The sequence below is a fragment of the Pseudomonas auratipiscis genome (assembly GCF_036324085.1).
Classification (GTDB): domain Bacteria; phylum Pseudomonadota; class Gammaproteobacteria; order Pseudomonadales; family Pseudomonadaceae; genus Aquipseudomonas; species Aquipseudomonas auratipiscis.
Genome location: NZ_JAZDCU010000016.1, coordinates 39882 through 53410 on the forward strand (window position 1 = coordinate 39882; position 13529 = coordinate 53410).

Consider the following 13529-nt stretch of genomic DNA (forward strand, 5'->3'; position numbering starts at 1 on the left):
TTATTTTTGCGTGCGCCGATTACAGTGGGAGCGAATGCATCCGCGTCCAACAGCCCTCGGCGTTCAGGGAACTCAGTACTTCAGCGCTTGACCGCAATCGGTCGCTGATGCTCGGCACGCTTGCTCAGCAAGTCGAATACCGCCGGATACGCCGGCCGTTCGATGTAGCGCCCAGCGCCTCGCTCGGCACGTAGGTCACCGTTGGCCCAGACCAGCTTGCCCTGACTGATGGTGTGGCTGGGGATGCCGCGAACAGTCTTGCCTTCAAAAATATTGAAGTCGACCTGTTGATGATGGGTCGCTGCCGAGATGGTTCGAGTGCCTTGCGGGTCCCAGAGCACCAGGTCGGCATCGGCGCCTACGCGCAGGGCGCCCTTGCGCGGGAACAGGTTGAATATTTTCGCCGTGTTGGTGGAGGTCAGGGCGACGAAGTCCTGCATCGACAATCGGCCACTGTTCACACCTTCGTCCCATAGCACCGCCATCCGATCTTCGATACCGGCGGTACCATTGGGGATGCGACTGAAATCGTCGCGGCCAGCGGCTTTCTGCTCGGCGCAGAAGCAGCAGTGGTCGGTAGCGGTGGTGTGCAGATTGCCTGACTGCAGGCCACCCCACAGCGCTTGCTGATGGCCTTCCTTGCGCGGGCGGAAGGGCGGGCTCATTACGTAACCCGCCGCGGTCTGCCAGTCCGGATGCTGGTAAACGCTGTCGTCGAGCAGCAAGTGCCCGGCCAACACTTCGCCGTAGACCTGCTGACCCTTGGCCCGGGCATAGCTGATCTCATCCAGTGCCTCACGGGTCGACACGTGTACCAGGTAGACCGGAGTACCCAGGGTTTCGGCAATGCGAATGGCGCGGCTGGCCGCCTCGCCCTCGACTTGCGAGGGGCGCGACAATGGGTGGGCTTCGGGGCCGGTGATGCCTTGGGCAAGCAGTTTGCGTTGCAGGTGATAGACCAGCTCACCGTTCTCGGCATGTACAGTCGGCACGGCGCCCAGTTCCAGGCAACGTTCGAAGCTGGCAACCAGGGTGTCGTCGGCCGCCATGATTGCATTTTTGTAGGCCATGAAGTGCTTGAAGCTGTTGACCCCGTGCTGGCTGACCAACTCGCCCATTTCCTCGCGCACTGCGTCACTCCACCAAGTGATGGCCACGTGAAAGCCATAGTCCGAAGCAGATTTCTCTGCCCAGCCGCGCCACTGATGAAAGGCTTCGAGCAATGATTGCTGGGGGTTGGGAATGACGAAGTCGATGATCGAGGTAGTACCGCCGGCAAGGCCTGCTGCGGTGCCGCTGTAAAAATCCTCGCTGGCCACCGTGCCCATGAAAGGCAGCTGCATGTGAGTGTGCGGATCGATGCCGCCAGGCATCAGGTACTGGCCGCTACCGTCAAGAATCTCGCAGCCGTTGGGGATATCGAGGTCGGTGCCGATGACCTTGATCACACCGTCGGCACACAGCACGTCGGCACGATAACTTTCCTCATGGGTAATCAGGGTGGCGCCACGAATCATAAGCGTCATCAGATGCTCCTCGCAGGCTTGACCGGTTGATACCGGCTCTAGGTTTTGTACTCATAGCAGCGTAGGTCAAAACCTGTCACTGCTGTCAGGAAATGAATCTAGTAGCGGTTTCAGGATTGGGCAAATATTTAATTTATAAGCCTATATTCGCCATAACTGATTGATATTTATGGATTTGTTTTGATTTTCGATGCCTCAACAAAACGACCAGTGGTCCTGTCGTTCTTGACAGGTTGTGGAAATGGTCAAGATTTCTCATGGGCACCCGTGATTGCCCCTATGCCAGTGCAAGTACCTCCAAAAACACAAAAACAGTGGAGCGACCATGCAGCAGACCAGATCGCAAGTGCGTGAACGTGATGGCTTGTATGAACTCGACGCCGGCAGCGACGTCATCGACAGCCCCCGATACAACCATGACATCGCGCCGACCAAGGTGCAGGACCGCACTTGGAACAAATGGCACATAACCGCACTGTGGGTTGGCATGTCGATTTGCGTGCCGACCTACACCCTCGGTGGGGTGCTCACTGCGTACTTCGGCTTGACCGTGGGCGAAGCACTACTGGCCATTTTGCTGGCCAACACCGTGGTGCTGATTCCGCTGACACTCAATGCCTTTCCCGGTACCAAGTACGGCATTCCCTTTCCGGTGTTGCTGCGTTCCTCCTTCGGCATCATCGGCTCCAACGTGCCATGTCTGATCCGTGCCCTGGTGGCCTGTGGCTGGTTCGGCATTCAGACCATGTTCGGTGGCCTGGCTATTCACCTGTTTCTCGGTACCTTGTCGGCGGACTGGAAGGCGCTTGGCGGTACCGGCGAGGTGATCGGCTTCATGCTGTTCTGGTGCCTGAACCTGTGGGTGGTGCTGCGCGGTGCCGAGTCGATCAAATGGTTGGAAACCCTCTCGGCGCCGCTGCTGGTTCTCGTCGGTGCCGGGCTACTGGTGTGGGCCTTGCCCAACGTGTCGATCAGCGAGCTGATGGCCCAGCCACCCAAGCGTCCGGAAGGTGCCAGTGTCTACGGCTACTTTTTTGCCGGGCTCACCGCCATGGTCGGTTTCTGGGCCACCCTGTCGCTGAACATTCCAGACTTCAGTCGCTACGCAAAAAGCCAGAAGGACCAGATTCTCGGACAGATTTTCGGCCTGCCGCTGACCATGTTCCTGTTCGCCGCGCTCGGTGTGGTATTGACCGCGGCCTCGGCGTCGCTGGTCGGGCAAACGGTGTCGGATCCGGTCAGCCTGATCGGGCATATCCAGAGCCCGGTGTGGGTGGCATTGGCCATGGCACTGATCATCATCGCCACCTTGTCGACCAACACCGCGGCGAACATTGTGTCGCCAACCAACGACTTCCAGAACCTGGCGCCGAAGTGGATCGGGCGGACCTTGGCAGTGCTCCTGACCGGCGTGGTCGGCCTGCTGCTGATGGGGCATGAGCTGCTGAAAAAACTTGGTTGGATCGTCAGCGACGTGAGCCTGGAAAGCGTTTATTCCAACTGGTTGCTTGGCTATTCGAGCCTGCTCGGACCGATTGCCGGCATCATGGTGGTGGACTACTTCCTGATCCGCAGGCAAACCCTGGACCTGGCGGGGCTGTACCGCGATGACGTCTATCCAGCCTGGAACGTGAGCGGCTTTATCGCCTTTGGCGTTCCGGTCGTCTTGACCCTGTTGTCGTTGCAGAGCACGGCGTTCAGTTGGTTCTACGATTTTGGCTGGTTCACCGGCTCCGCCCTGGGCGGGCTGATCTATTACGGGCTCGGGCAACTGAAGGGCGCGCGTGCCACCCACCTCAAACCCACCGTGTAGTGCCGATAGCCCGCAGAGGCTCGGCAGCAGATGCAGGAGAACACCATGCAAACAGCACAGGACGTTTTGCAATCAACCCATCGGCACATCAACGGCGAGCGTTTGTGGCAATCGCTGATGGAGCTTGCCCGTCTCGGGGCTACGGTCAAAGGTGGGGTGTGCCGTCTGGCGCTGACTGACCTGGACCGTCAGGCCCGTGACCTGTTCATCAAGTGGACCGAGGAGGCTGGCTGCACCGTCAGTATCGACGGCGTCGGCAATATTTTCGCCCGCCGTGCGGGGCGCAATCCGCACTTGCCACCGGTGATGACCGGCAGCCATATCGATACCCAGCCCACTGGCGGCAAGTTCGACGGCTGCTTTGGCGTGCTGGCTGGCCTTGAGGTGATGCGTACCCTCAATGATTTGAACATCGAAACCGAGGCGCCGCTGGAGGTGGTGGTCTGGACCAACGAGGAGGGCTCGCGCTTTGCCCCGTGCATGATGGGGTCGGGGGTGTTCGCCGAGAAGTTCACGTTGGAAGAAACCCTGGCCAAGGTCGACGCCGAAGGCATCAGTGTCGGCCAGGCGCTCAAGGCCATTGGCTACGCTGGGCCCAGGGCGGTCAGTGGCCATCCTGTGGGAGCCTATTTTGAGGCGCATATCGAGCAAGGGCCGATTCTGGAGGACCAGCACAAGACCATTGGCGTGGTACTCGGCGCGCTGGGTCAGAAGTGGTTCGACTTGACGCTGCGTGGTGTTGAGGCGCACGCCGGGCCAACGCCCATGCACCTGCGCAAGGACGCCCTGGTCGGTGCCAGTGTGGTGGTAGCGGCAGTGAACCGAGTGGCCCTTGAGCACCAGCCGCATGCCTGCGGGACCGTCGGTTGCCTGCAGGCTTATCCGGGTTCGCGCAATGTCATTCCCGGTGAAGTGCGCATGACCCTGGATTTTCGCCACCTGGAGCCGCCACGTCTTGAGTCGATGATTGCCCAGGTTCGCGATGTGATCAGTAGTACCTGTGCGCAACATGGGTTGCAGTACACCTTGACGCCGACGGCAGATTTTCCGCCGCTGTATTTCAATCAGGAGTGTGTCGAGGCGGTACGCAGTGCGGCAAAGGGGCTGGGGCTGTCGCACATGGAGATTGTCAGCGGCGCTGGCCACGATGCAATTTTTCTCGCTGAATTGGGACCCGCCGGTATGATTTTTGTGCCTTGTGAGGGGGGGATCAGCCACAACGAAATTGAGAACGCTGCACCTCAGGATCTGGCTGATGGTTGTGCAGTGTTGTTGCGGGCGATGTTGGTGGCGGCTCAGGCGGTGGCACGGGGGAGGGATGCGGCCGTGCTTAAAATGGCTTGATTCTGGAGGGCTGCGGCGTTGGGACTTGCGGGTAGATCCATTTGCGGTGGTGGCGCTTAGTCACCGTTGCGCCCTTACGGTGCCTTACTTTGGCCAGTCGCCCCAAAGTAAGCAAAGGGCTTGCCCCACCAGAGCAGGTTCCAACTGTTGCGGGAGCCGGCCTTGCCGGCTTGAAGATGTGGACGCGATGGTGTCAGAGGCTGTCTCGCACCATTTGCAGAAAGGTGGCCACCAGGCGTCGTGAGCTTTGTTCGCGCAAGCACACGAGGGTCTCGGTGAGGCGGCGCTGGCAATCTACGATCGGCAAGGCGCAAACCCGCGCGTCGGCACCAAATTCGGCGGCTGATACCACGCCCACGCCGATGCCCACCACTACCGCTTCGCGCGCCGCTTCCCGGCCTTCCACCTGGATCGCCGGGCGGATGCGCAGGCCCGCGCGTTGCATTTCTTCTTCCAGGGTCTGGCGGGTCACTGATCCCGGCTCGCGCAGCACGAGTGGCGTGTCATCGAGGTCGGCCAGGCTGATCGAGCCACGGCTAGCCCAGGGATGGTTGTGTGAAACGAAAGCCACCATCGGGTCGCTGCGCATCGGTACGCAGAGGAGGCGTTCGTCATCGACATCTCGGCCAAGCAAGGCAAGGTCGGCCTGATAATTGAATAGTCTCAGTAGCGACTCGTCAGTGTTACCGGTCTCGATTTTGACGCTGATGCCCGGGTACTGCTCACAGAACTGCGCAATTTGCGGCAGCACATGCACCGGCGCATCAACCGCCAGGACCAGGGTTCCGGTCTGCAGGGCACGGGAGTCCTGGAGCAGTTCGTGGGCTTCGGCTTCGCAGACAAACAAGCGCTGAGTGATCGCCAACAGGCGTTCGCCCAGATCGGTCAATTGCACCGAGCGTTTGTTGCGATTGAACAGCAATACACCGAAGCGCTCCTCAAGCTTGCGCACCTGATCGGAGATCGCCGGCTGGGTGAGAAACAACCGTTCGGCGGCGCGGGTGAAGCTGCCGTGCAGGGCAACGGCATGAAACGCTTTCAACTGAGCATGGGAGACCGACATCGCAGTACCTGTTACAAGCTGAGCTTATTAGTGAAATACGATAAATCGATTTTATTTATCAGTCAGTAATTGTTTTTATCTCGTTCAGCCCGCCATGTCACGTCCTGTGACCAACGGGCCATGGACCTGGCTGAAAAGGCACAACAATACCCCTTGCTCCAGTTCCATCTGACCCTGTGATGGCCCTGACCGGTCGTCACGCAGTGCGCAACACAACAACAAGACAGGCGTTTTTTCAAATTCTGCCGGCACACTCAAGCTTCGAGGTCAGAGTCACCATGAATAAACATATTGCAGATATAAAGCGTTGGCGCGTGCAGATCTTTGCCGTCACCTGGATTGCCTACGCTGCGTTTTACTTCACCCGCAAAGCATTCTCCGTCGCCAAGTTGGGCATTGGCGAAGATCCAAGTTTTACCCTCGACAAAATGGCTATGGCCAACCTCGATGCCATCTACCTGGCTGCCTATGCAGTAGGGCAGTTCACCTGGGGCATGCTCGCCGACCGTTTCGGCCCACGTGTGGTGGTGCTCGGCGGCCTGGTGATTTCTGCGGCAGCCGCGTTGGTGATGGGCAGCTACGCAACCTTCCCGATTTTTGCCACCTGCATGCTGGTCCAGGGCTTGGCCCAGTCCACGGGGTGGGCGGGCTTGTGCAAGAACATTGGCAGCTTTTTCCCGTCGTCGCAGCGCGGGCGCGTGCTCGGGCTGTGGAGTTCGTGCTATGCCTTCGGCGGTCTTGTCGCTTCGCCCTTTGCCGGTTGGTGGGCCTACACCCTGGTCGGCAGTTGGCACGCGGCGTTTTTCTCCAGTGCCGCCGTGGTTGCCGGGGTGGCGGTGCTGTTTTTCTTCCTGCAGCGCAACAAGCCCGAGGACGTTGGTTTACCAGCGGTGGAGCCCGAGCCGGAAAGCATGGTGCCCGGAACCACGATTTGCAGTATCTGGACGCCGCTGCGCGAGATTCTGCGTAACCGCACTGTGCTGACCCTGGGGCTTGCGTACTTTCTGCTTAAACCTGCGCGCTACGCGATCCTGCTATGGGGACCGGTCATGGTCTTTGAACAGATGCCGTCGGTGGGCAAGGTCGGCGCCGCAATCATCCCCACGGCCTTCGAGCTGGCCGGCCTGCTGGGCCCGATCATGATCGGCCTGGCCTCGGACAAGTTGTTTGGCGCCCGGCGCATGCCGGCCTGCGTGATCAGCCTGATCGTGCTGACGGTAACGCTGGCGCTGTTCATGGGTGCGATGCAAACCGGCAGCGTGATACTGGTGGTGGCCTTGTTGTTTGTCATGGGCCTGACCTTGTACGGGCCGGATTCGATGATCAGCGGCGCGGCCGCCATCGATTTCGGTAGCGCCAAGGCGGGAGCCACGGCTGCTGGTTTCGTTAACGGTTGTGGCTCGGTGGGCGCGATTCTCGGTGGGCTGCTACCCGGCTATTTCGACGGCATCACTGTGTTCATCGTATTCGCCGCCTGCGCCCTGTTCTCGGCGTTGGTGCTGGTGCCGCACTGGAACAGCCGTCCGGCGACAGCAGATCACATCCCGGCCGTGGCACCGAACACGGCCATGGCAATCAAGCCACTGCGTACCTGACACCTACAAGGAACCGACCATGAGACCCTTTTGGCTACAGCAGGCGCTGGATCAGGAAGATGAACGCGCGTGTCCACCACTGTCCGCCGATACCCACTGCGATGTGTGCGTTGTCGGTGGGGGCTACACAGGGCTCTGGACCGCACTGATGCTCAAGGAGCAGAACCCAGCCCTGGATGTCGTGCTGATCGAGGCCGATATCTGTGGCGCCGGGGCCAGCGGGCGCAATGGCGGTTGCGCGCTGTCATGGTCGGCCAAGTATTTCACCCTGGAACGGCTGTTCGGGATGCAGGAGGCGATACGTCTTGTCAAGGCCTCCGAGCAGAGCATTTATGCTATCGGTGACTTCTGCCGTGATCACGCTATTGAGGCGGACTACCGCTTGGACGGCACCTTGTACACCGCCACCAACCGCGCCCAGATGGGTGCTACCGACGGCGTGATTGCCGCACTGGAGCGTCAGGGCATCAACTCTTTTCGGCGCTTGCCGGTGGATGAGGTGCAGCGCATGGCCGGATCGGCCAAGCATTTGGAAGGCTGGTTCTCGCCAGCCGCCGCCACGGTGCAACCGGGCAAGCTGGTGCGCGGTCTGCGCCGGGTTGCCCTGCACAAGGGCGTGCGCATTTTTGAACGCACCGCCATGACCAGCCTGCAGGAGGGGCCGCAGGCGGTGGTGGAAACCGCCACGGGCAACGTTCGTGCCGCAAGTGTGGTGCTGGGGCTCAATGCCTGGATGGCGCGCGCCTTCCCGCAGTTCGAACGCAGTGTGGCGATTGTCTCCAGCGACATGATCATTACTGAGCCGCAACCGGAGTTGCTGGGCCAGATTGGCTTGACCAGTGGCGTCAGCGTGCTGGATTCGCGGATCTTCGTGCACTACTACCACAACACCAGTGATGGCCGGCTTATGCTCGGAAAAGGTGGCAACACCTTTGCCTACGGCGGACGCATGCTGCCGGTATTCGATCAGCCATCACCTTACGAAGCACTGTTACGGCGCAGTCTCGGCGAGTTCTTCCCTGCGTTGGCGCAGGTGCCCGTGGCAGCCACCTGGAACGGTCCCTCCGATCGCTCGGTGACCGGCTTGCCGTTCTTCGGTCGCCTGGGCGCGCAGAGCAATGTGTTCTACGGTTTTGGCTATTCAGGCAGTGGTGTCGGCCCTTGTCATATGGGCGGGCAAATCCTTTCATCGCTGGCGCTGGGACTGGACAACGAATGGACCCGTTCACCGCTAGTCAACGGCCCGCTGGGCTACTTCCCTCCCGAACCCATCCGCTATCTGGGATCGTTGATGGTGCGCAACGCCATTCGTCGCAAAGAACAGGCCGAGGATCATGGTCACCGTCCAAGGCGTCTGGATGTGCGCCTGGCACGTTTTGCTGCAGCGGCGGGCAAGGCCGACAAAGGCTGAGCAGTTTTTTTGTCGATTGCCAGAACGAGGATGTATAAACTGCACCCACTTTGCTGGTCGCTACCTGAACCGGCAGTTGAAACAAGAGAGTCGAGATGGGCGCACAGTGGAAAGCCAAGCATAGAGAAACAGCAGCCAACGCCAAGGGCAAGATCATGGGCAAGCTGTCCAAGGAAATTCAGATCGCCGCCAAGGCTGGCGCTGACCCGGACATGAACCCACGCCTGCGTCTGGCGGTAGAGCAGGCCAAAAAGGCCTCGATGACCCGCGAAACCCTGGAGCGGGCGATCCGCAAGGGCGCAGGTCTGGATGGCGATTCCGTGCAGTACAACTCGGTCACCTACGAAGGCTATGCGCCGCATCAGGTACCGCTGATCGTCGAGTGCCTGACCGACAACGTAAACCGTACTGTGGCGCAGATCCGCGTATTGTTCCGCAAGGGCCAATTGGGCGCTTCCGGCTCCGTCGCCTGGGATTTCAACCACGTTGGCCTGATCGAAGCCACGCCGGCCAGCGCTGACGCCGATCCGGAAATGGCCGCAATCGAAGCGGGCGCCCAGGATTTTGCTGAAGGTGAAGAAGAGGGTGCGACCCTGTTCATTACCGACACCACCGACCTGGATGCGGTACAGAAGGCCTTGCCGGCGCAAGGTTTTACCGTTGTTTCGGCGAAAATCGGCTACACCCCGAAGAACCCGGTCAGCGGTTTGAGCGATGAGCAAATGGCTGAAGTCGAGGCCTTCCTGCATGCCATCGATGACAATGATGACGTGCAGAACGTCTACGTAGGTTTGGCTGGCTGATCTAAAAGTCCAGTTACCTTAACGCGGGGGGCAAGTCGAATAGGCTTGTCCCCCGCGTTGCGTTCAGGCCCTGCATTTGTGCATATCTGATGAGACTTAAGTCCGATGGCGTCCCTGCGATAGCCAGCCATAATCGATATTCGCCCTTTTAAATAACAACAAACTCAGGGTTCAGTACCGATGACTTATCAGCACAGCTATGCCCGTTCCATCGCCGATCCTGCCGCGTTCTGGGCCGAACATGCCGATGGACTGGCCTGGTATCGCAAGCCCCTGCAAACCCTCGGGGAACGTCCCGATGGCACCCACCAGTGGTTCGCCGACGGCAGCCTGAACAGTTGCTACCTGGCCCTGGATCATCAGATCGAACAGGGACGAGGGGAGCAGACTGCCCTGATCTACGACTCACCTGTAACCGGCAGCCAGCAACAGTTCACCTATGTGCAACTGCGTGACGAAGTCGCGCGCCTGGCTGGATTGCTGCGTGAGTTGGGGGTGCAGAAGGGCGATGGCGTGATTATCTACATGCCCATGGTGCCCCAGGCGGCCATGGCCATGCTTGCCTGTGCTCGCATCGGAGCCGTGCATTCGGTGGTGTTCGGCGGTTTTGCCGCCAACGAACTGGCCCTGCGTATCGACGATGCACGCCCGACCTTGCTGCTGACCGCTTCCTGCGGGCTGGAGTTTGATCGCGTCATCGAATACAAGCCGCTGGTTGACCGCGCCCTGCAACTGGCTAGCCATCAACCGCGCAAGGTGCTGGTGCTGCAGCGTCCGCAGGCGCCGGCAACCCTGATTGAAGGCCGCGACCTCGACTGGCAGCAAGCCGTGGCCAACGCCCGCCCGGTAGCGCCGGTAGAGCTGGCCGCCGCCGATCCGCTGTACATCATGTACACCTCCGGCACCACCGGAAAACCCAAGGGTATTGTTCGTGAGAACGGTGGTAACGCCGTGGCCCTGAGCTTCGCCATGCGTCATATCTACGGTATGCAGTCCGGTGATGTGTGGTGGGGAATTTCCGATGTTGGCTGGGTGGTCGGCCACTCGTTGATCGTCTATGGCCCACTGATGAACGGTTGCACCACCGTGTTTTATGAGGGTAAGCCGATTCGCACGCCCGATGCGGGCGCCTACTGGCGCGTGGTCGAGCAGTATCGGGTCAACGGCCTGTTCTGCGCACCGACCGCCATGCGTGCCATCCGCAAGGAGGATCCGGAGGGCGAGCTGCTGCGCAGTTATGACCTGAGTTCCTTGCGCCAGCTGTTCCTGGCGGGGGAAAAGCTCGATTCCAGCACGCATCAGTGGCTGGAATCGATCAGCGGCAAGACGGTTCACGACCACTGGTGGCAAACCGAAACCGGCTGGCCGGTGACGGCACCTTGCGTGGGGCTCGATGGCAGTGCCGCGCGGCCAGGTTCAAGCAACCGCGCCGTGCCGGGTTACCACGTGCGGGTGCTGGACGATGACGGCCAACTGCTTGGCCCTAACCAGCAGGGCGCCATCGTAATCGCCTTGCCATTACCACCCGGTTGCAGCCAGACGCTGTGGGGCGACCACCAGCGCTATCTGGATGCCTACCTCACCACCTACCCTGGTTACTACCACACAGGTGACGGCGGGTACCTGGACGATGATGGTTTTGTTTACATCATGGGCCGTACCGACGATGTCATTAACGTTTCCGGCCATCGCCTGTCGACCGGTGAAATGGAAGACCTGGTGGCTCGCCATCCAGCGGTGGCCGAGTGCGCGGTGATTGGCGTGCATGATGAAATCAAGGGCCAGGTGCCGCTGGCCCTGGTGGTGCTCAAGGACGGCCAGGGCATCAGCGAGGCTGCCTTGCAGAGCGAGTTGATGGCCAGCGTACGTGAGCAAATCGGAGCCCTTGCCTGTTTCAATCAGGTGCGGGTGGTCAAGCGCCTGCCCAAGACACGATCAGGCAAGATCCTGCGTGCTGTGCTGCGCAAGATTGCCGATCAGCAGGCCTACACACCGCCCTCAACCCTGGATGATCCGGCTGTGCTGGGAGAAATCGAAGCGGTGCTGGCGAGCTTCGCGCGGGTGGGTTGAGCCCCCGCGCATCGGTGGCTTTCAGCAGTCGGCCTGGCGTAACTGACCGAGCCGGCTGCGGGTTCGCGCCAGGTCGGCGGCAACGCCCTGCAGGCTCACCTGCAGCGGCGCTGCGCCAATCACCGTCAGGTGTTTGTCCTGGTCATAAAGCACATCCACCAGATTGATGAAGCGCTGTTGCTCGGCGATCGAACAGTCTTCAAGGCACGGCAACCCGTCGATAATCCAGTAATCGAAGCGTTGAGCCAGCTGCAGATAATCAATAACGGCCGTGGGCTGCTCGCAGATCTGGGCGAAATGGAATCCTACTGTTTTGTCCTCGGCGAGCAGCGCCTTAAGTTGGCGTTTGCCCACGTGCAGCATCACAGGGTTAGTGGCTGAGAGGGCCATGCCTGAGGCAGGCAGTTGCAGTGCCTGGCGCTGCTGCGGGTTACCCGGCCAAACATAGTGGCCCTGGGTGAAGCGCTGGTGGCTTGTGGATGTACTCAAACTGCGGTAGTCCTGGTCACCGCCCACTTCCAGCACCTGCATCTGGCTGTTGATCAAGCGTATGACCGGCTCGAAACGCTGATGGTAGAGAGGGTTGGGCAACAAACCTTCCGGCGCGTAATTGGACGTCACCACTACAAAGATGCGCCGGGCGAACAGTGCCTGGAACAACCGGGTGATGAGCATTGCGTCGCCAATGTCGTGCACATGAAATTCATCGAAGCACAAAACCTGACAGTCTTGCAGCAGTTGGTCGAGGGTGCAGGCCAGGGCATCATCCTGATGGCGGTGCTCGAACATGCCTTGGTGCAGGCGGGCAAAAAAATCGTGGAAATGCAGGCGACGCTTTTGCGTCTGTGGCAATGCTTGAAAGAACCCATCGAGCAGCCAGCTTTTGCCTCGTCCAACCTTGCCATGCAGATACAAACTGCGAGCCTGGCCGCTGTCGATACGAGTAGCCTGTTTGGCAAAGTGTTCGATGACCTGCAATTGACCCTGACTCAAGGTGAAACCTTGGGTAGCAGCCTTGTGACGAAAATACTGACGAACGGTTGCAGGCAGGCTGGACGCGCTAGCGGATGTCGGCGTGAGGCGATGGCGTAGGGCGCGTAGCGGTGAGCGTATCCAGGAAGGTGGTTGAGCAGGCAATCTGGGCGCCTCGAGGCTGAAAGGACTCAAGCTCCAGCTTGAGTGAGCGCGGCTAATTTAACCAAAATGGTCGGTGGCTGCCAACGCGCGAGACGTTCGGTTATGCGATACCGGATCTTGTACATGACCTGTACATTCTCCTACGGACTGGCAGCATTTTTCTTCACTGCTACCCTGAAAACCAGATGAATCCTGCGTTAAAGGATGAACGAGTGAAAGGACGCTCTCTGGTTGCACTGCTTGGATTGGTCATTGCCAACAGCTGCGCCGCCGCTCAATTCATGGTTGAAGTCAAGGTGCAGGTACAGCGCGGCTGCGTGCTTGTGCATGAGCCACGCGAAGCCGGTGCCCAGGCCTTGGGCGTTCTGGATTTTGGCGTTACCGCGCGATTGGATGATCCATCTGGGCTCAGAACCAGCTATTTACACAATCAGCGTCCGCCGCGGCTTGAGTGCAATCCCGACACCAGTTATCAGTTGCAGGTTGATGCCGGCCAGCACGGCGGCAGCGGCGAAGTGCGTTACCTGAGCAGCACCCAGCCGTCGGCGCAACCGATTCCCTATCGCTTGTATCAGGATGCTGCCTGGCGCTTACCGCTGCCGGTCAACGTGATACAGCATGCACGCGTGCCCTCCAGTGGCTCGGTGGAACTTCCGCTGTATGCACGTATCGACAGCTTGACCCAGGTGCCAGTTGTCGGTAGCTATTCTGATCTGCTCAAGGTCACCGTGACCTGGTGAAAGCCCCTGCATCGTCTGCCAAGGGGT

At 59.9% G+C, this 13529-nt stretch carries 10 protein-coding genes; 7 read left to right on the top strand and 3 right to left on the bottom strand.

Features of this window, described 5'->3' with window-relative positions:
* Nucleotides 1-80: 80 nt before the first annotated feature.
* Complete coding sequence (gene hydA / locus V0R60_RS20250; RefSeq protein ID WP_330080235.1) at nt 81-1526, bottom strand: dihydropyrimidinase; 1446 nt, start codon at nt 1524-1526, stop codon at nt 81-83.
* A 325-nt stretch (nt 1527-1851) separates the two neighbouring features.
* On the opposite strand from hydA, the gene V0R60_RS20255 reads away from it, so the two are divergent.
* Nucleotides 1852-3339, top strand: a complete 1488-nt coding sequence (locus V0R60_RS20255) for an NCS1 family nucleobase:cation symporter-1 (RefSeq protein ID WP_136475591.1) — start codon at nt 1852-1854, stop codon at nt 3337-3339.
* Nucleotides 3340-3384: 45 nt separating this feature from the next.
* A complete protein-coding gene (locus V0R60_RS20260; protein ID WP_136475592.1) occupies nt 3385-4683 on the top strand; it encodes a Zn-dependent hydrolase in 1299 nt (432 codons plus the stop codon).
* Nucleotides 4684-4876: 193 nt separating this feature from the next.
* On the opposite strand, the gene V0R60_RS20265 is transcribed toward V0R60_RS20260, so the two are convergent.
* Complete coding sequence (locus V0R60_RS20265) at nt 4877-5746, bottom strand: LysR family transcriptional regulator (protein WP_136475593.1); 870 nt, start codon at nt 5744-5746, stop codon at nt 4877-4879.
* A gap of 278 nt (nt 5747-6024) precedes the next feature.
* Here V0R60_RS20265 and V0R60_RS20270 point away from each other — a divergent pair, with 278 nt between their 5' ends.
* The 4 genes from V0R60_RS20270 (at nt 6025) to V0R60_RS20285 (ending at nt 11625) form a co-directional block, all read left to right on the top strand.
* Entirely contained in the window at nt 6025-7341 is a 1317-nt protein-coding gene (locus V0R60_RS20270; RefSeq protein WP_136475594.1) for an MFS transporter, read from the top strand.
* Nucleotides 7342-7360: 19 nt separating this feature from the next.
* Nucleotides 7361-8752 (top strand): FAD-dependent oxidoreductase, encoded by a 1392-nt coding sequence (locus tag V0R60_RS20275; protein WP_330080234.1) that lies wholly within the window; start codon nt 7361-7363, stop codon nt 8750-8752.
* 95 nt (nt 8753-8847) lie between these two features.
* Complete coding sequence (locus V0R60_RS20280; protein WP_136475596.1) at nt 8848-9555, top strand: YebC/PmpR family DNA-binding transcriptional regulator; 708 nt, start codon at nt 8848-8850, stop codon at nt 9553-9555.
* 180 nt (nt 9556-9735) lie between these two features.
* Nucleotides 9736-11625, top strand: a complete 1890-nt coding sequence (locus tag V0R60_RS20285) for a propionyl-CoA synthetase (protein ID WP_330080233.1) — start codon at nt 9736-9738, stop codon at nt 11623-11625.
* 21 nt (nt 11626-11646) lie between these two features.
* Here V0R60_RS20285 and zapE read toward each other — a convergent pair whose 3' ends face one another.
* Entirely contained in the window at nt 11647-12762 is a 1116-nt protein-coding gene (zapE, locus tag V0R60_RS20290; RefSeq protein ID WP_330080232.1) for a cell division protein ZapE, read from the bottom strand.
* A 212-nt stretch (nt 12763-12974) separates the two neighbouring features.
* On the opposite strand from zapE, the gene V0R60_RS20295 reads away from it, so the two are divergent.
* Nucleotides 12975-13502, top strand: coding sequence for a Csu type fimbrial protein (locus V0R60_RS20295; RefSeq protein ID WP_330080231.1), 528 nt, complete (start codon nt 12975-12977; stop codon nt 13500-13502).
* The last annotated feature ends 27 nt before the right edge of the window (nt 13503-13529 follow it).